The sequence below is a fragment of the Bifidobacterium catenulatum PV20-2 genome (assembly GCF_000800455.1).
Taxonomy (GTDB): domain Bacteria; phylum Actinomycetota; class Actinomycetes; order Actinomycetales; family Bifidobacteriaceae; genus Bifidobacterium; species Bifidobacterium kashiwanohense_A.
In genome coordinates, this window is sequence record NZ_CP007456.1 from 1,643,810 (window position 1) to 1,662,036 (window position 18,227).

At 55.1% G+C, this 18,227-nt stretch carries 15 protein-coding genes; 6 read left to right on the forward strand and 9 right to left on the reverse strand.

Annotated elements, in window-relative coordinates:
* Positions 1 to 132: 132 nt before the first annotated feature.
* Both AH68_RS07245 and hrpA read left to right on the forward strand, forming a co-directional pair.
* On the forward strand, positions 133 to 744 hold the full coding sequence (locus AH68_RS07245) for a class I SAM-dependent methyltransferase (RefSeq protein ID WP_052189186.1): 612 nt from the start codon (positions 133 to 135) through the stop codon (positions 742 to 744).
* Complete coding sequence (gene hrpA / locus AH68_RS07250) at positions 741 to 4,841, forward strand: ATP-dependent RNA helicase HrpA (RefSeq protein ID WP_039198959.1); 4,101 nt, start codon at positions 741 to 743, stop codon at positions 4,839 to 4,841. The genes AH68_RS07245 and hrpA overlap by 4 nt, the downstream gene beginning before the upstream one ends.
* Positions 4,842 to 4,949: 108 nt before the next feature.
* Here hrpA and AH68_RS07255 read toward each other — a convergent pair whose 3' ends face one another.
* The 3 genes from AH68_RS07255 to AH68_RS10840 form a co-directional block, all read right to left on the reverse strand.
* Positions 4,950 to 6,026 (reverse strand): hypothetical protein, encoded by a 1,077-nt coding sequence (locus AH68_RS07255; RefSeq protein ID WP_039198961.1) that lies wholly within the window; start codon positions 6,024 to 6,026, stop codon positions 4,950 to 4,952.
* Between the two features lie 6 nt (positions 6,027 to 6,032).
* Positions 6,033 to 7,061 carry a hypothetical protein gene (locus AH68_RS07260; protein WP_236682381.1) on the reverse strand — a complete coding sequence of 343 codons (1,029 nt, stop codon included), beginning with the start codon at positions 7,059 to 7,061 and terminating at the stop codon, positions 6,033 to 6,035.
* Between the two features lie 144 nt (positions 7,062 to 7,205).
* Positions 7,206 to 7,742 carry a hypothetical protein gene (locus AH68_RS10840; protein ID WP_033524074.1) on the reverse strand — a complete coding sequence of 179 codons (537 nt, stop codon included), beginning with the start codon at positions 7,740 to 7,742 and terminating at the stop codon, positions 7,206 to 7,208.
* 903 nt (positions 7,743 to 8,645) lie between these two features.
* Between AH68_RS10840 and AH68_RS07270 the strand changes: the two genes are divergently transcribed.
* The 3 genes from AH68_RS07270 to AH68_RS07280 all read left to right on the forward strand — a co-directional run bounded on the left by AH68_RS07270 (position 8,646) and on the right by AH68_RS07280 (position 11,293).
* Positions 8,646 to 9,293 (forward strand): response regulator transcription factor, encoded by a 648-nt coding sequence (locus AH68_RS07270; RefSeq protein WP_039198965.1) that lies wholly within the window; start codon positions 8,646 to 8,648, stop codon positions 9,291 to 9,293.
* Entirely contained in the window at positions 9,286 to 10,464 is a 1,179-nt protein-coding gene (locus AH68_RS07275; RefSeq protein ID WP_039198967.1) for a hypothetical protein, read from the forward strand. Before AH68_RS07270 ends, AH68_RS07275 begins: the two co-directional genes overlap by 8 nt.
* 178 nt (positions 10,465 to 10,642) lie before the next feature.
* The gene (locus AH68_RS07280; RefSeq protein ID WP_039198969.1) at positions 10,643 to 11,293 is read left to right on the forward strand and encodes an ABC transporter ATP-binding protein; all 651 of its coding nucleotides are present in this window, start codon (positions 10,643 to 10,645) and stop codon (positions 11,291 to 11,293) included.
* Positions 11,294 to 11,383: 90 nt separating this feature from the next.
* Here AH68_RS07280 and AH68_RS07285 read toward each other — a convergent pair whose 3' ends face one another.
* Positions 11,384 to 12,610, reverse strand: coding sequence for an MFS transporter (locus AH68_RS07285; RefSeq protein WP_039198971.1), 1,227 nt, complete (start codon positions 12,608 to 12,610; stop codon positions 11,384 to 11,386).
* A 134-nt stretch (positions 12,611 to 12,744) separates the two neighbouring features.
* Between AH68_RS07285 and AH68_RS07290 the strand changes: the two genes are divergently transcribed.
* Positions 12,745 to 13,674, forward strand: a complete 930-nt coding sequence (locus AH68_RS07290) for a hypothetical protein (RefSeq protein WP_039198973.1) — start codon at positions 12,745 to 12,747, stop codon at positions 13,672 to 13,674.
* 107 nt (positions 13,675 to 13,781) lie between these two features.
* Here the strand turns inward: AH68_RS07290 and glnA are convergent, their stop codons facing one another.
* From glnA to hisB, 5 genes are all read right to left on the reverse strand, one after another.
* On the reverse strand, positions 13,782 to 15,119 hold the full coding sequence (gene glnA / locus AH68_RS07295; RefSeq protein ID WP_033500473.1) for a type I glutamate--ammonia ligase: 1,338 nt from the start codon (positions 15,117 to 15,119) through the stop codon (positions 13,782 to 13,784).
* A gap of 112 nt (positions 15,120 to 15,231) precedes the next feature.
* Complete coding sequence (gene priA, locus AH68_RS07300) at positions 15,232 to 15,957, reverse strand: bifunctional 1-(5-phosphoribosyl)-5-((5-phosphoribosylamino)methylideneamino)imidazole-4-carboxamide isomerase/phosphoribosylanthranilate isomerase PriA (protein WP_003834319.1); 726 nt, start codon at positions 15,955 to 15,957, stop codon at positions 15,232 to 15,234.
* A gap of 126 nt (positions 15,958 to 16,083) precedes the next feature.
* On the reverse strand, positions 16,084 to 16,731 hold the full coding sequence (hisH, locus tag AH68_RS07305) for an imidazole glycerol phosphate synthase subunit HisH (protein ID WP_039198976.1): 648 nt from the start codon (positions 16,729 to 16,731) through the stop codon (positions 16,084 to 16,086).
* Between the two features lie 96 nt (positions 16,732 to 16,827).
* A complete protein-coding gene (locus AH68_RS07310; RefSeq protein ID WP_039198977.1) occupies positions 16,828 to 17,583 on the reverse strand; it encodes a hypothetical protein in 756 nt (251 codons plus the stop codon).
* The gene (gene hisB, locus AH68_RS07315) at positions 17,583 to 18,182 is read right to left on the reverse strand and encodes an imidazoleglycerol-phosphate dehydratase HisB (protein WP_039198979.1); all 600 of its coding nucleotides are present in this window, start codon (positions 18,180 to 18,182) and stop codon (positions 17,583 to 17,585) included. The genes AH68_RS07310 and hisB overlap by 1 nt, the downstream gene beginning before the upstream one ends.
* Between the last annotated feature and the right edge of the window lie 45 nt (positions 18,183 to 18,227).

Here is an 18,227-nt window from a genome sequence, read left to right on the forward strand (position 1 = left end):
ATGGCACCTCTCACGGTTAAACTATGGTGTCTTTATTATCATCATTCTCTAGAGACATGGGTATCGGGCATTCGCCACGTGGATGAGCGTGGCTTGCGTGATACCGGAGGCGAGCGTTTGCAAGGAGTGGGTATGGCACAGGCCGAACAGTATTTCGCGGCTGATCCGCAGTCGAAGGATGTACGTAAGAGGCTGCATGTTGTGTTGCGAGGCAATGAGGCCGATGTTGAGGTTTCCAATGGCGTGTTTTCCGGCAATCGCGTGGATTTGGGAACGTCCGTGCTGCTTCGTCAGGCTCCGGAGCCTCCTGAGGAGGGTACGTTCCTTGATTTGGGTTGCGGTTGGGGTCCGATTGCGTTGACACTTGGTTTTGCTTCGCCGAAGGCTGATATTTGGGCGTTGGACGTGAATGAACGCGCGTTGGATCTGACGCGTCGCAATGCCGAGCTCAATGGTGTGAGGAACGTTCATGCGGTCACCGCCGATGAGATCCCTTCGAATGTGACGTTTGATCTGATTTGGTCGAATCCGCCGATTCGTGTTGGCAAGGATGTGCTGCATGAGTTGTTGATGACGTGGCTGCCACGTTTGAATGCGGGTGGTGCCGCCTATTTGGTGGTGCAGAAGAATTTGGGGTCGGATTCGTTGATTCCGTGGCTTGCCACGCAGCTTGGCGATGGTTATGAGGTAAGTAAGTACGCGAGTTCGAAGGGCTTCCGCGTTATCGAGGTTATGAAGGCATGAAATTCGAATATCCTTCCCAACTGCCGGTTTCCGCTGCACGTAACGATATTGCCGAGGCGGTGAAGTCGAGCCAAGTCGTGATTGTGTCTGGTCAGACGGGTTCCGGTAAGACCACGCAGCTGCCGAAGATTCTGTTGGAATTGGGCCGTGGATCGCATGGCAGGCAGATTGTGCACACGCAGCCGCGTAGGTTGGCCGCGCGTACCGTGGCCGAACGTATCGCCTCGGAGATGGGCGTGCGTTTGGGTGACGAGGTCGGCTATCAGGTGCGTTTCACCGATGAGAGCTCACCGAAGACCCGTCTTCGCGTGGTGACCGACGGTATTCTGTTGGCGCAGATTCAACGCGATCCGAAACTGATGCAATACGATACGATCGTTATCGACGAGGCGCACGAACGTAGTCTCAATATCGACTTTCTGCTCGGCTATTTGACTGCGCTATTGCCGAAACGCCGTGACCTGAAATTGGTAATCACGTCGGCGACGATTGATTCGGTGAAGTTCCAGGAGCATTTCGAACATGCTTTGCATACGAAAGTGCCGGTTATCGAGGTTTCGGGGCGAACCTACCCCGTGCAGGTCGTGTATGAACCGCTGGGTACCGCTCCGGCGTTGATGCGTTCCGTACCCGGTTTTGAAACGGGCGCGATGCCGGGCGATGCCGACTATGAAACGTTGTCGGCCGCTCCCGACGCGAAGGATTCCCGCGAGCCGAACGTTGACATGCCGACGGCGGTGGCGCGCGCCTGTGCCGAGTTGGTGATTCATTCGAGTCATGACCGTGGCCCGCGCGATATTCTCGTGTTCGCTTCGGGCGAGCGCGACATTCATGATTTTGAGAATGCGTTGCGTCATCATTATGGTCCGCGTGCCATTGATATGCGTCGTCCTGATGCGATTGAGATCGTGCCGCTGTTCGCGCGGTTGTCCGCCAAGGAGCAGCATCGCGTGTTTGAGCCGCACGACCATCAGCGTATTGTGATCGCTACGAATGTGGCCGAAACGTCGTTGACGGTGCCGGGCATTCGTTATGTGGTCGACCCTGGCACCGCTCGTATTTCACGTTATTCGAAGAGCGCGAAAGTGCAACGGCTTCCGATTGAACCGATTAGTCAAGCGAGTGCGAACCAACGTTCGGGTCGTTGCGGTCGTATTGCCGATGGTATTGCGATTCGCTTGTATTCTCGTGAGGATTTCGAGACGCGCCCGGAATTCACGGAGCCTGAGATTCTGCGCACGTCGTTGGGTGCGGTCGTATTGCATATGCTGTCGGTGGGTGTGGCTCGTACCGCGCAGGATGTTACGGATTTCGGCTTTATCGATCCGCCTGATATGAAGGCGGTGTCTGACGGTTTCAATGAGTTGACCGAGTTGAAGGCCGTGGCGCGCAAGCATGGCGAGGTTGTGCTGACGCATACGGGTCGCATGCTTGCACGCATTCCGATCGACGTGCGTTTGGGCCGTATGATCATCGAGGCTGCGAAGTCGACCACGCCGAACACGTTGGCCGCAGTGCTGGTGGTGGTCGCGTTCCTGAGTTTGCAGGATCCCCGCGAACGTCCGGATGAGAATCGTGAGGAGGCCGACCGCATTCACAACCGGTATGCCGATCCGTCCAGTGATTTTCTGACCGCGTTGAACTTGTGGGATCGCGTGTTCCAAGCTGATGGCGAGCCGAGCAATTCCGCGCTTCGTAGGATTTGCAAGACTGAGTATTTGAGTTGGCTGCGCATCCGTCAGTGGAAGGATCTGGTCACGCAGTTGCGTGAGATGTGCAAGGAATTCAAGTTCAAGGTTGGCGATCCGATTCCGGCTTCGCGTCCGCCGCTTGAGATTCGTCAGCTTCCGTCGAATCAGCAGGCTGCGCATTCGTTGTGTTGTTCGTGGGATGCGCAGGGTATTCATACGTCGATGCTTTCGGGCTTGTTGTCGATGATGGGCATGCAGATCGTGCGTGAACCGAAGGCATCTGATTTCGCTGGCTTGAAGGGCGCTGCCCGTGCGCGTGCCATGAAGCGCGCGCAGAAGATGGCGAAGAATGATTATCAGGGTGCGCGTGGCACGCATTTCGCATTGTTCCCGGCTTCCGCGGTTGCCAAGTCGACACCGCAATGGGTGATGAGCACGGAGTTGGTGGAAACGAGCCGCTTGTGGGCGCGATATTCCGCCCAGATCGATCCTGCTTGGGCTGAACCGTTGGCGGGTTCGTTGACGCGAACCACGTATGCGGATCCGCATTGGTCAGGCTCGCGTGGTTCCGCGGTGGCGAGCGCGAAGGTACTGTTGTATGGTTTGCCAATCGTACAGGATCGTACGGTGCAGTGGGGTCGTATCAATCCGCTGGAGGCCCGTGATTTTCTGATTCGTCAGGGTTTGGTCGAGGGCGATATTCAGCAGCGGTTCTCGTATGACGATTTCATTGCGAAGAATCGCGATGTGTTGGAGGATGCCGCCGATGACGCGAGTCGTACACGTCAGATGGCGCAGACGGTCAGTGATGAGGATCTGTTCGATTTTTATAATTCGGTGATTCCCAATACTGTCACGTCGGTTGCGGATCTTGCGAAATGGTGGAAGTCAAAGCATGATGAGCAGCCGGATTTGTTGGATTTTGATCCGGAGAAGGTGGAGCGTCTTGCTGATGCCGAGTCAGTGTCGTTGGCTGATTATCCGGATCATTGGCATACGTTAGGTACGGACGGCTCCCCTATCGATTTGCGGTTGAGTTATGTGTATGATCCGCATGATCCAAACGATGGCGTGACCGTGCATGTGCCGTTGAAGGTGTTGTCTCGTTTGACACCGGAACAATTCACGTGGAATGTTCCCGGATTGTTGGATGAGTTGATTGTCGGCATGATCAAGTCGTTGCCGAAGACGTTGCGCGTGCAGTTTGTTCCCGCTCCTGATACGGCTCGTAAGATTCGTGCATGGATTGATGAGAGGTATCCGGATCTGCCTGGTTCCGGTAACCAGCAGAAGCCGAATCTTGCTCCTGCCAATGCAGAGGGTGTGGCCGCGTGGCCGGATCTGCCTCATACGTTCACGCAGGCGGCAATCAGCATCGTTGGCGCGCAGATTCACCCTGAAGTGTTGACTGGTGAATTGTGGAGCAAGCTCACGCCGTATTTGCGCGTGACGTTCTCGGTGGAGCAGCAGTTGCCTCCGAGTCGCAAGAGTCAGCATGGCAGGCGTCATGCGCGGGGCCCTGTCAAGGTGCTTGGCTCGGGCAAATCGTTGGTGGAGTTGCAGCGCAAGTTTGCGGAGCAAGCTGAGGCTTCCGCACGGCAGATGGTAAAGAAGCAGGCGGAAAACGCTGGAAATCAGGGCAAGCTTGTGGAGCAGGCCAATCTGCTGCATAAGGCTGGTGCCACTACCGAAACTCGTTCCACCATGCTGTGGCGCGGTGCGCTTGATGTTTTGCGTATGCCGAGCGAACGTATTTCGTCGCGTTGGTTGGGTGCGGAGGCGTTGATGTTGGCGTCCGCGCCATATCAGTCCACGAAGGATCTTACTGAGGATCTGCAGTTGGCTGCGGTGAAGCGTTTGCTGCCGAATGTTGACGAATTGCCGGATGATGAGGCGTTGGCGAATGCGGTGCTTGATGTGCGTGAAGTGTTCGAAGATACCGTATACGCGGTTGCGCATGATGTGATCGCTATTTTGAAGCGGTATGCGGAGGTTGATAAAGCCGTGTCAGGCAAGGCTGATCTGCCGATGTTGAGTGTTTTGCAGTCGATTCGTGAGCATATCGCCACGCTGGTGTATCCGGGATTCATTGGTAAGACTCCCCCAGATGCGTTGGCGTCGATTGAACGGTATCTGCATGCTGACATGCTTCGTTTAGGTAAGGCGAAGAACGACAAGAATCGTGATGTGCGTTGGGCTTGGGAGGCTGATGAGGCCAAGCAGTTGGCTGACAAGGCCATGGCGAAGGCCGAGCGTGAGCCTGCAGGTCCGCGTCATGAGGCGTTGATGAAGCAGGCGGCCACCGCACGTTGGATGCTTGAGGAATTCTACGTATCACTGTGGGCGCAGGAACTGGGCACGCCGAAGCCAATCAGCCTGCAGCGCATCAAGAAAGCGTTGAGCTAACGCATATCATCCTTCGTATTCCATTGCCGTCGATACTTGCAGTTTTCCAGTATTGACGGCAATGGGACCTAACGAAATCATTCTCAACCGAACCATGGTTAGCGATGTTTAGCGTTGCTTGAAGAAACGGAACAACTGCGTTTCACATATCGTCATACCGACGAGCACGCTTGATACCATCACTCCAGCGAATATCGCACATGGCGTGCGCATCGCACCCAACCATACGGTCATCGCATCGGCGCTGCTCATGCGAACGCAATACGCGCCCAACAGCGCGACTGAAGAGGCACACGCCAAACCGCTCCAAATCATCGTTTCCGCAGTGATTTCCAGCAATTGCGCACCTTTGGACTGCCCTGAATGCAATGCGCCAGCATATTCCAATCTACGATGACGTACGCTGAACGCGCCGAACATCAGCCCCACAGCCAACCCCAGCCACGGCATCCAACGGGTCATACGCTGCCCGTACGAAGCTTGCGCATCGTAATGCGAATCGAAACTCTTATTCACCTGCGTTACGCCGGCATTGGATGACGAACCCGACGCAACCAGCGTGGAATACAACAAATCCCCCGTCTGCCCGCTTTGCGGCCACTGTCTGACCCAACATTCGTCGAACGTGCCATTCGACGCGGATACAGGCACAAGGAACGCGTAGACGAATCGCGTGTCACGACCATCATTCGGCCAATCAAACACGCCTGCGACGCTCATCGTTCCCTGTTCGGTCTGCATTACGCTGCCTTTGGTGAGACCAAAATCCTTGGCCACGTCGGTAGAAACCCACACGCCGGACACATCGGTTTTCGTGTTCCCGGCGATCATCCTGATCATGCCGGGCGTCACCTCATACGACGATATATCCTTGCCGGGCGTGGCAAGCGGCACAATCTGTTGACCGGCACGCATCGCACCGGCCAAGGTGCCCATCACACCGCCGCCAGCGTTGGCGAGCCTGTCGCATGCGGCTCCGTCCACCGTTCCCCCGACGATGGCGTTAACGTCGGCGTAGGCGTTGATGCGTTGCACCGCCTCGGTTTCAAGCCCCACCACATTGACGGCCTCGTATCCGCCGAGCAATGTAGACGCGAACAATACCGCTGCGAACATGAGCATCGCATGACTCACTCCCGCACCAATATTTCGTAACGCTTCGGAAAGCACCGATCGTAATCGCATAATCGTCTACTCGCAGGTGAGATTGTTGAGTCCGCTGCCAATTTCCACATTGGATATCGAAGTGATGTCTTCGCTGTTGGCTTGTACGAGGCTCACGCCAAGTTCGCCTCCCACGATCGACACTTTCACGGGAGTGTTGCCATGGTTATTGGATTTGGGCACGATGCAACCGGTTGAACCGTTGATGCCGAATACCGCGCCGGCGGGAACGCGCAGCACTCGCATCCGTTCGCTCAAGGCCAGAGTGGCGTCCAATCCCGCTTTTTTGGATTCCACGTCCACGGATTGGTAGCTGTTGTTCGCTTCGACTTGTTGCAGGAACCCGGCATCCGTGATTTCAGTGGTATTGGCTGGCAATGTTCCCGTAATGCCGAATATCGTCAACGTGCGGTCCTGCGCGGATGCGGTGCCGTTTTTGATGGTGAGTTTCGTCAATGATCCGGGGATTTTGCCGATTGCGGTGCCGCCCGTCACCATGGATCCGGCGGTTGCGTTCCACTCGGCAACTGCGACTTCGTGTTCGGGAATCCACAATGTGTCGGCCAATGACAATGATCCGTCCGACGTATTGCCGTTGTCGGCCATCAACTGCTTCCACCCGTCCGATGTGGCCCGCCAATAGGTATCCGATCCGGGAACGCTGTTGTAGCCAAGTAAGCTGAGTTCATTATTCAGGGCGAGCACATCGCCGCCGGTGTCTCCGGTCTTCAAATCGCGATACAAGGGGGTTGCGGTGTTCAACGCCACTACCGTGCGATCGTTCACCTGGTAGGCACCTTTGCCTGAAGTCAGGCCATTGCCGGACCAGTCTGCGGTGACCATGCCACTCGCATTGCCGGAAAGGTCACGGTCACTGGAAATAGCGGGCACCACGGTAACCTGCTGCATACCCGCGTATTCCTGTACGCTGGCGGGAGCCACAGTCCTCTCCCCCACCGAACTGAGCAATGTCGGAGTGCGGTCAGGCAGCCACAATGCGCAGGATCCGACCGTAATACAGGCTGCCGTGACAGCCGCCAGCAGAGTCCAAGTCACAGCAGTGCACTTCGAACGCTTCCCACCCGTTCTTTGCTTCATTCCGAATCGTCGCGTCATACTCACATATACCCCCTTCACTCACAACCAACAAGCACCATCAGCGAATACATCACCATGATTCCCCTGGAATCACGTACCTTCTCACCACAACTGTTCCGTATCGTCGGTCGCATATCCCACGTTGTAGCCGTTCGACACAAGGCAACTGCGCACTTGCAGGTTCTGCATGTCAAACGACGTGTTGCCATCCGTTCCGGAAAACTCCTTGTTGAACCGGCTTACGGTATAGTCCTTCGGCACGAGCGAGTCTCTATGCAAACAATCGACCACGGCTTGCGCTTGATCGGCATACAGATTCGGATTGCCTACGATAATGCCGTACACATCCTGCACATCTGCAACATACTCATCGCCGCATTCCGTGGAATCATCGGAATATCGGGATTCCTGAATGGTCGTCCCCTGTTTGTGTCCAGCTTCGGCATAGAGTCCGCTCGGATATTTGATGAGTTTGATTTCCTTATATCCTTTGTCGATCATGCATTGCCGGTAATCGGACCAGGCTTTCTCATAATCCGACGTTGAAATCTCACCCGTACTCTTGGCTTTGTCCAATATCGTTTTCTGCGATTCAGCGATATTACCTTGCGATTCCCGCTGTTCAATCCATTCACTCAACGACGCCGCCAATTTCTGTCCACTGGTTGACCCCTGCCGTGCAGCTCCCGACTGCGTAGCAGAAGACGAAGCTTCAACTTCCTCGCCTTTTTGTCCATCTACGATAGACGCGCAAGACATCAATGATAACGTCAAGCCAACTACGCTAATTAGAGGAATGATCCGAAATCGATGCAGCATCTGCCATCAGCCCCATACCCTGGCGCTATCAGTATGATTACTCGCGCTACCGTATGCTACAGCAGTCGTTGATTGTATACGTTGCGTCGTATGTCCAGTGAAGCAAACACCGTCTTGGCATGCCTGCGCATACCCTGTATACACAGGTTTTCTCGCCCATACACTCGCAGTAGATTTTGTCCACGAATAATTCCAAGATCCATTGATTCTTGCGTTATCTATGTTGCCCGCAGCCGCTTGGGCCATAGGTGCCCCCAAACTGAGCACCATGGCAAAAGCCGCACATCCAGAAAGCATAGAAAGCGTTTCCTTTTTCATTTTTCTTCCTTCCTTTAAGAATGACCGAGGACAATATAGCAAGGAATGCTGCTCAAAGAAAAGCTGACGATACTTAAATTGAGTATTTTTCCCAATAAAAACTTTTTTCCATCATTTTGCGCATAAAAGATACACGTATTGCGTATGACTCACTTCATACATTTCATCATCCTGATGTACGGTGAAGCATGGCGTCTTAGAAAGGTAAATATGAATGACATCCTTATCGGGACAATAGTTGTAATGTTACTTGTTCCAGTATCAGTCCCATACCGTTCTTCAACTAATACCGCTTTGCTATCGTCAAATCCTCAAATCACTTTGTCTTCGATTTGCCCCATCCTATCGTAAAGTGGTGCCGGTGAATACGTTTTCGTTGCGTTTCATAAAGCAAGGAGTGTGTAGATGAGTCACATCGTTGTTCATCCGCGTATTCTCATGGTCGATAATGACAAGCGGGCCATCGAAGCGCTCACTGCACTGCTCAGCAAAGCACTCCCCAACGCCTATGTCGCCGACGACGTCACCGACGGCACGAAAGCTCTGTCACTGTGCAGAGCGTACGGAAACCAATACGACATCATATTGCTCGACATGTCGCTCGAGGGCTTGCAGGGACCAGACATCTGCAAACGTATACGCCTCACCAACAATAGCACGCCCATTCTGGCCATGACCAGTTTCAGCCTCAACCGATACCGAAACAGTGCCATCGAATCCGGAGCACAAGGACTTGTCGACAAAAGCAGCATCGAACAATTCACCCAATACATTCCGCGCATCGTCCGAGGGCAGACCATGGACGGTTTCGGAACCCCGCTCGTCGCCCATATACAGCTCAAAAACCGGTCCGCACTCAAGCCGACCCTCACCGTCACACAGGAAACCATCATGCACTTGTGCGCCGAAGAATACTTGACCGACGACGAAATCGCCGACCGACTTCATATAGCAAAAGCAACCGTCCGCAAACATATGCAGAATATCGTTCAACGTCTGCACTGCAATACTCAACGACAGGCAATCGCCATTTGGATGAACAATCATGAGTAGAACACCAATCACGTCGGTACAGTCGTTTCTTGCGAAATTCAAACTTTTCCAGCATCCTTTCCGTCTTCTTCTCGTGCTCGTATGGGAATATCTGCTGATTTGGACGACACTGAGCTACCAGCAACCAATGTCAGCACAGGTAGTGAACGTAATACATGCCGTACTTGCATTGCTCACGCTCTTCTACCCGCAAGCATGCCCGCTTATCTGTTTTGTGCTTCTGCAGGTGACGGATTACGTTTTTGGGGGATACGATAATGAGTGCGGACTCTACGGCGTGCTGTTTTCGCTTGGCATACTGTCTTACGAGACCAATGATCTTTACGCTTTGGGTCTGGCTCTTGAAATATCCCTCAGCCAAGCGGTGGAGACAACGCTTTTCAACGGACCCGGATATAATTTCCGCGCTTATCCGGTGTTCGTCATCATGTTCGTGTTGGTCGCGACGTTCGGCACCGCGTTACGAAAGCACGGGGAGAAAGCTCAGGCGCAATGGGTCGCTGAACGCGCGCAATACGACAACGCACGATTGAAACGCGACGCCGAAATCGTCAGCCAAATGCATGATGCGGTGACGTCGGATCTTTCCCTCGCTTCCCTGCAGGCACAGCAGCAGATGCTCGATGAAAACAATCCCGACACCGCGCAGTGGAAGCAGACCAACGACTATATCGTCTCCGCATTACAGAACGTCCATCATGTGATCGACTACATCAAAGATGGTGATCATGCGAATCAGGCTGCACAGTCCGGACAGGACACCGACCTCGTATGTCGTATCCGACAGGAGATGGAACGTAACGGCAAGGCACTTGAATCTATGCGTTTCAAGGGAACAAGCCAAGTAAGCGTTTTGGAATCTCCCGCAGATGTTGGCGCCGATTTGTCTGCCATCATCATTCGGCTAATCAAAGAGGTTTACGCGAATATTTCCCGTCATGCAACGTGTGATGACGAATATGATGTTTCCGTGCTGGTCAAACGTGCTTCGATTGAAATCACAGAAGTCAATGATCATCATGCCGAAACGCAGAAAAATCTGCCGGGAGGCCGTGGTCTGAGCCAACTGTCCGACGAACTTGCCGCATATGGAGGTCAAATCTACACCACGCAGGAGCGTGGACGGTGGGAGTTCTATGCGTTCGTTCCTCTTATACAGGCTGGTTTGTAACGTCAGAAATGCTTGTTGCTGATTAACCGTTTTCGCACCTCATCGCATGCTGCATTGAACATTTCATTCCGCATATACACAAATGAGGTAGGGTGGATGTTGCGTGGTTGCGATTAGGGGACTACAAATGATTGGCAAGGGTGCGTCGGTAAGGTGATTGCCCCGTGAAAGGTTGGCTATGCGCGTTGCGGTTGAGGGGTTGGCTCATCGATTTGAGGGAACCGATTTGCTGTTCGAGAATTTGAGTTTCGTGGCCGAACCTGGTGTGACCATTGCGATATGCGGTCCGTCGGGATGCGGCAAGTCAACATTGCTGTCGATTCTTGCAGGATGGGAGCAGCCTTACGCTGGCACGGTGACGCGAGAAGGTGTGGATCGTGTTGGATGGGTGTTTCAGAATCCGTATGGTGTTGCGGAACGCACGGCGCTCGACCATGTGGTGTTTCCACTGCTCGCCAAGGGAATGAGCCGCCGCGAAGCGGAACCGAAGGCTTTGGAAGCGATGGAACTGTTCGATCTGGCGTATGCGGCGGACAGGCGTTTCTGCGATTTGTCTGGAGGCGAGGCGCAGCGTCTTATGCTCGCGCGTGCGGTATGTTCCAGACCAAGTATGCTGCTGGTCGACGAGCCGACCGCCCAGTTGGATACGCGCACATCGCATTCCGTAAGCCATGTGCTCGGCAATCTGGCCGGTCAAGGCATGATCGTGCTGGTGGCAACCCATGATCCGGACACGCGGGACGCCTGCGATCGCGTAATCGATCTAGCCGACTACGCTCCGCAAGTCGGCGGGTCTACTGCCCAGCCCGCCAACATCGCAGTCCACTAATCGTTTTCCGCAATCTCAACGAATTACAGATAAAACTTCTATAACTTTGCCGCTTTCAGAAACCGATCGTTCAAACCCAACCAAATGCCATCAGGCTTGCTGTTTGGCGTAGAAGTCGCGTTCTCGAGCTACGAACGGGCGCAGCAGGGTTGTGGTGCCAACCGCACACAGCAGGAAGATCGCACCCACAGGACCAAGCCACATCAATCCCAAATGGGTGTTGACCAGTCCGCCGACCGCGGAGCCGACCGCAATGCCGATATTGAACGACATGGAATTGAGCGACGCGGCCAGATTCAACGATCCCGGATGCGACTGCGAGGCGACGTCCATATACAGCACCTGCGAGGCGGAATTCTGCAGATACATGAACATGCCAAGCACCACCAGCAGCAACGCACCATACACCGGCACCCAATGCGTTACGATCAGCGATGCCATAAGCACGGCGTGCGCGCAGTAGATCGGACGAATATGCGTCAGCGGTTCCACCCCCCTACCACGGTCGGCAAGCTTGCCGCCATACAGGTTGCTCCACAGGCAGGCCGCGCCGAAAATCACTAGGCCAACGCTTAAATACTGTTCGGGAACATGCACTTCGTCTCGCATGATCGGCGTCAGATACGTGTAGAACACGTAAGTTGCCGCCGCGCCAAACACCACGGCAAGCACGCCCAGCTGAATACGACGGTCGAAAAACAGGCGGAATTGCGGCAGAAAACCAATCTTCACAATATGGCTGTTGCGCGGCAGCACCATCATCATGAGCACCATAAGTGCCACCGTAAGCACGTTCACCAAATGGAACGCCCAACGCCAGCCGAACGTGTTCGCAACCCACGTGCCAACCGGCACACCCACCACGGATGCGATGGAGAAGCCGGAAAACACCCATGCGATGAACTTCGTGCGGTACTGTTCAGTTGTTACATCGGGCGCGTACGTCATGGCGATGGCCACCAGCGTGCCAGATACCAACGCGATGAGAATTCGCGCCACCACGAGCACGCCATAATTCGGCGCGAACGCGCACAACACGTTGCCGACAAGAAACACCCCAACCAGCGTCAGATGCGTGGCAAAACGCGGAAAACGAGCCGACAACGCCGATCCGAGCGGCGTGACCGGCGCATACACGAACGCGAACAGCGACACAAGATTGCCGACCGTCACCTCCGACACCTTCAAACCGGCCGCGATATCCGGCAGAATGCCAACGACAATGAACTCGCTCATGCCCAGCATGAAACTCAGCGAGATCAGCACAATCACAGGCAGATTGAAAAACCGTTCCTTCGCCACATCACTCTTCGCCATACTCTTCTCCTCCATAACCCCCGCGCTCCCCACGCCTTGCCAGACTCACGCTTCCCTTGAAGCTTTTCACGTCAATCGATTAACGAATCAATCGTCAAACAAACGATAAGCCAAACGCGATACAATGACGCGTGATGACACGCAAAACAACCACCACAGCAAAAAACAACCGCAAGCCCAAGAAAAACAACCAGCCAAGCCTCACCAAACTCCGTAACGCCTGGAAAAAAGCAAACACCCCAAAACGTATCCTCATAGTCGGCAAAACACTGATAGCCAGTATCATCGCGCTCACGTTGATCGTTGGATTGGTGCGATTCGTCAGTTGGCGTGTGCAAGTGGATGAAGCGGTCGCATCGCAGGAACAATTGCAGACTAAATACGATTTCAATCCGGGCAACATCATTTCAGATGGTCTGTTCTTCAACGGGAACGCGTTGAGCGAGCAGCAGGTGAACGCCATCATCGAAAAACAGGGTGCCGCATGCAGCGGCGAGAAATGCTTGAAATCCATGACGTTTAGCACCGAATCGCAACCTGCCAACGAATACTGCGAAGCATATGAGGGAGAGCCGAACGAAAGCGCCGCGGAGATCATCTACAAGTCGGGAAAGGCATGCGACATCAGTCAAAAAGTGTTGCTCACCGTGCTGCAAAAGGAGCAGCACCTGCTTACCGCCACCGATCCAAGCGACTTCCAATTCAAGTCGGCCATGGGATTAAGCTGCCCGGATGACGCGAACTGTGACCCGGAATATGCAGGTTTCTTCAAACAGGTGTATGGCGCGGCGAAACGTTACCAGTATTACGTGCAACATGAGGATCGCTACGGATACCATGCGGGCACGCTCAACTATATTCAATACAATCCGGACGCCAGCTGCGGTGGCAGCAACGTGTACATCGAAAACAAGGCGACCGCACTGCTGTACATTTACACGCCTTATCAGCCGAATACAGCCGCATTGGATGCGGGAGTCGGCGAAGGCGACGCCTGTTCGACCTACGGCAATCGCAACTTCGCGATCATCTACAATTCAATGTTCGGTTCCCCACGCGGCTGATCAGCAATCGTAAATGAAAATTTTCAAGCATACGAAAACCCGCTGTGCGATCATTTTCGGTCACTTCAGCGGGTTTTTCATATGCGATTCTCGATTATGGAAAGCCGTTACAGCTTCGGCAAGTACTTCTTCAGTTCGAACGGAGTGACCTGCTTGCGATACTCCTCCCATTCCTGACGCTTGTTGCGCAGGAAGTATTCGAACGCGTGCTCGCCGAGCACGCTGGCCACGAAGTCGGACTTCTCCATAACCTTCAACGCCTCGTCAAGAGACTCCGGCAGCGGCTGGATGCCCATGGCCTGCCGTTCCGCATCAGTAAGCTCCCAGACGTCATCGCTGGTCGGCTCGCCCAACTGCATCTGCTTGTCGATACCATCGAGCCCCGCGGCCAAAAGCACGGAGTATGCGAGGTACGGATTGGCGACCGGATCGAGCGCACGGAATTCCATGCGGGCGGAATTGCCCTTGCCTGGCTTGTACTGCGGAATACGCAGCAACGCGGAACGGTTGTTGTGTCCCCAGCAAATGTAGCTTGGAGCCTCATTGCCGCCCCACAAGCGCTTGTAGGAGTTGACATACTGGTCGGTGACGGCGCAGATTTCAGCCGCATGGTACAGAATGCCGGCGGCGAACTGGCGTGCGGTGACGGACATGTTGAATTCCTGACCCGCCTCATAGAACGCGTTGGAGTCACCTTCGAACAGGCTTAAATGCGTGTGCATGCCGGAGCCCGGAGCGTCGGAAAGCGGTTTCGGCATGAAGCTGGCATGAATGCCGCGCTCCAGCGAAATCTCCTTGACGACGGTGCGGAAGGTCATGATGTTGTCGGCCGTGGTAAGCGCGTCCGCATAACGCAGATCGATTTCGTTCTGGCCTGGACCCGCCTCATGGTGCGAGTATTCCACCGAGATGCCCATCTGTTCGAGCATGTTGACGGTGGCGCGGCGGAAGTCCATGCCAGGGCTGCGCGGCACATGGTCGAAATAGCCGCCCTCATCGATTGGGGTTGGCGTCTGGGACCAATCATCCTGCCTTTCGAACAGATAGAATTCGATTTCCGGATGTACGTAGAAGGTGAAGCCCTTTTCCTTGGCTTTCGACAGAGCCTGCTTCAGCACATGCCGCGGATCGCCCAACGACGGCTCGCCATCAGGGGTAAGCACGTCGCAGAACATGCGCGCGGTGCCCTGCGGGCCGCCACGCCACGGCAGAATCTGGAATGTCGACGGATCGGGTTTGACGATCATATCGTCTTCGGACACACGGGTGAGGCCTTCCACCGCGGAACCGTCGAATCCGAGCCCTTCCTCGAACGCAGCTTCCAATTCAGCCGGTGCGATAGCCACGGACTTCAATGTTCCCAACACATCCGTGAACCACAAACGAATGAAGCGCACGTCGCGTTCTTCGACTGTGCGCAAAGCAAACTCTTGCTGTTTATCCATAGTGCCCCATCGTTCCATGCGCATGTTACGAAAGTCGTTAACACGCGCCGCAATACGACGAGACCGTCCACGTTGTAGACGGTCCTATCATCATTGGCTTGTCGAACAATGTTCAGCGTGCGACTTCGAGCGCTTCTTCCAAGGTGAAAGCACGCGCATACAGCGACTTTCCGAGAATGGCGGAGTCCACGCCCAAATCGGCGAGCTCCTTGATGGCACGCAGGTCATCGAGCTTGGAAATACCGCCGGACGCGGTGACCTTCGCATCGGTACGTTCCGCGACTTCACGCAGCAGGTCAATGTTCGGGCCGCTCATCATGCCGTCACGGGCCACGTCGGTGACCACGTAACGGGAACAGCCGACGGAATCCAGGAACGCCATGGTTTCGAACAGGTCGCCGCCTTCCTTCACCCATCCGCGTGCCGCGAGGGTATGGCCGCGCACATCAAGGCCGACTGCCACGCGATCACCGTACTTCTTGATGACGGAAGCGGTCCAATCCGGATTCTCAAGAGCGGCCGTGCCAATGTTCACACGGGCTGCCCCTGCTTCCAAGGCTGCATCGAGCGATGCATCGTCACGCACACCGCCGGACATTTCAATATTGACCTTGTCGCCCAATTCCTTGACGATGGCACGCAGCTGGTCACGGTTGTTGCCTGTGCCGAACGCGGCGTCAAGATCGACCAGGTGAATCCATTCCGCACCGGACTCAACCCACGTGCGAGCGGCCTCCAACGGCGAACCGTAGTCGGTTTCCGAACCGGATTCACCCTGACGCAGGCGAACAGCCTTGCCATCACGAACATCGACGGCGGGGAGCAATGTCAAAGACATATCTGTACCTCTCTGTGATCAACCGATCGCCATTACATGGCAATCGCAAGTATGTGCATCAAATAGGCGTGTATCAATCGTATATATGAAGTCATCGTCAAAACAGGCGATGACGGTCTCATATCATCAGAATGTCGCAATCCAATTGCGCAGCAGCTGCGACCCCGCTTCGGCGGACTTTTCAGGGTGGAACTGCGTGGCGAACAGCGGACCGCGCTCGTAGGCCGCCACGAAACGGCTGCGTCCGTACGTGCACCAGGTCACGCGCTCCTCGGCGTCACCGAAATCAAGCTGGTCTCCGGACGTGTCGGCGGGAGCGGCGCTCATCGCGGCGAAGGAATGCACGAAGTAGAAACGCTCGTTCTCCACGCCCTTCATGAGCACGGAACCTTCCGGCGCCTCGACGGTGTCCCATCCCATGTGAGGCACCACATCGGCATCAAGCAGTTCCACGTCGCCCTTGACCAGACCAAGGCCCGGAGTGCCGGTGCCATGCTCCATACCACGTTCGAACATGATCTGCTCGCCCACGCACACGCCGAGCACCGGTCGGCCGGCACGCAGACGATCCTTGATCACGGTGTCTCCGCCCACCGACTTGAGGCCTTCCATGCATGCACCGAAGGCACCCACGCCGGGCACTACCAGACCGTCGGCTTCCAAGGCCTGCCGATGGTCGGAAGTGAGGGTCACGTCAAGGTCGAGATTGGCCAGCGCACGAACCATGGAACGCACGTTGCCGAAACCATAATCGAAAACCACCACGGAAGTCATGGGCGTTCTCCTTCTTGTGTCATTTGTTGTTCTATGGCGTGAGTCGTCTTGTGTCGCATAACGCATGTTCGGCAGGATGTCTCACGCTTGCCGTCGTTAACTGATGCTTGATGTGCCGCGTCCGAACCGCGTATGCTCGGCGATAATGCTCATTGCCGCATCTCGATCGAGGTCGGCGGAATCGAAAATGGTCATATCCGCCTGTTCCAGCGCGTTCATATCGGTGATGCCAAGCATGAGATCCTCAACGAACGGCGCGGTGGAGGTGAATAGCACCGGCGGAGCGAAGGTTTTGCCCGCCTTGCCTTCCACGTACATCGTCGCTTCGAGCTTGTCCGCACGGTTGACGGCAAGAATCGCGGGCATGCCGGCAACGACGATCGTCATGTCTTTGACCGCCGCTTCCGGACCGTCTCCGTCGAGATTGCGCAGCACCGCGACAGCACCTTGCGCCGATCCTATGCATTGCGCGGAAATATCGGACAATTCGCAGAATGCCGACAGCAATCGTGGCGAGGTCAGTCTGGTGATGATCACTGCCACTTTCGCGCGATTGCCAAGCAGTCCCTGCAGCTCGTCTTCGAATTTCAACGAATCCTCAGCCGCGTTGAGCATGTCGTCGATTCCCGAGGATTCGGAGGATTCCGCATTGTCGGAAGCTTCAGATGGCGGATTGTCCGCCCGCTCATCCTTGGTTGCTTCGGCATCTTTGAATTCCTGCTCGAAACCGGCCATAGCCGCTTCCAATTCCTCTTCGCTGAAATGCATGCCGTCAGCGTTAAGGTCACCAAAATCTTTTGATTCGTCGAATCCTTGGAAATCGTCGAAATCGTTATTTCGATCGTCGCTCATCACAGAGCGCCCTTCGTGCTCGGAATACCGTCGACACGCAGATCCGGCTCGATGGCGAAACGCAGCGCACGCGCCAAGGCCTTGAACTCGGCTTCGGCGATGTGGTGCGGATCGCGACCGGAAATCACCTGCAGATGCAGGCAGATTCCGGCATGCATCGCGATGGATTCCATAACGTGACGCACGAGCGAGCCAGTGAAATGTCCGCCGATCATGCAGTATTCGAAGCCTTCCGGCTCTCCGGTGCACACGCAGTACGGACGCCCGGAAATATCGACCACAGCCTTGGCGAGCGCCTCATCCAACGGCACGGTGGCGTCGGCGAAACGACGGATGCCGCGCTTGTCTCCCAATGCCTGCTTCAATGCTTCGCCGAACACGATGGCGATGTCTTCGACGGTGTGGTGCGCGTCGATGTCGGTGTCACCGGTGGCTTTGATGGTCAGGTCGATCAGCGAATGCTTGCCGAGTGCCGTCATCATATGGTTGTAGAACGGCACCGAAGTGTCGATGTCGGTTTTGCCTGTGCCGTCGAGATTCAGGCTCAGCTCGACTTTGGATTCGCTGGTTTCACGAACGATGGTTGCGGTACGCGCCATGTTGCGACTCCTTTTGGAAAATGTTCGGTCCTGTTGTGTTGGTTC

Coding starts and splice junctions, on each gene's coding strand:
- AH68_RS07245 (WP_052189186.1), top strand. CDS start 133: ATGGCACAGGCCGAACAGTATTTCGCGGCTGATCCGCAGTCGAAGGAT.
- hrpA (WP_039198959.1), top strand. CDS start 741: ATGAAATTCGAATATCCTTCCCAACTGCCGGTTTCCGCTGCACGTAAC.
- AH68_RS07255 (WP_039198961.1), bottom strand. CDS start 6,026: ATGCGATTACGATCGGTGCTTTCCGAAGCGTTACGAAATATTGGTGCG.
- AH68_RS07270 (WP_039198965.1), top strand. CDS start 8,646: ATGAGTCACATCGTTGTTCATCCGCGTATTCTCATGGTCGATAATGAC.
- AH68_RS07275 (WP_039198967.1), top strand. CDS start 9,286: ATGAGTAGAACACCAATCACGTCGGTACAGTCGTTTCTTGCGAAATTC.
- AH68_RS07280 (WP_039198969.1), top strand. CDS start 10,643: ATGCGCGTTGCGGTTGAGGGGTTGGCTCATCGATTTGAGGGAACCGAT.
- AH68_RS07285 (WP_039198971.1), bottom strand. CDS start 12,610: ATGGCGAAGAGTGATGTGGCGAAGGAACGGTTTTTCAATCTGCCTGTG.
- AH68_RS07290 (WP_039198973.1), top strand. CDS start 12,745: ATGACACGCAAAACAACCACCACAGCAAAAAACAACCGCAAGCCCAAG.
- glnA (WP_033500473.1), bottom strand. CDS start 15,119: ATGGATAAACAGCAAGAGTTTGCTTTGCGCACAGTCGAAGAACGCGAC.
- priA (WP_003834319.1), bottom strand. CDS start 15,957: ATGTCTTTGACATTGCTCCCCGCCGTCGATGTTCGTGATGGCAAGGCT.
- hisH (WP_039198976.1), bottom strand. CDS start 16,731: ATGACTTCCGTGGTGGTTTTCGATTATGGTTTCGGCAACGTGCGTTCC.
- AH68_RS07310 (WP_039198977.1), bottom strand. CDS start 17,583: ATGAGCGACGATCGAAATAACGATTTCGACGATTTCCAAGGATTCGAC.
- hisB (WP_039198979.1), bottom strand. CDS start 18,182: ATGGCGCGTACCGCAACCATCGTTCGTGAAACCAGCGAATCCAAAGTC.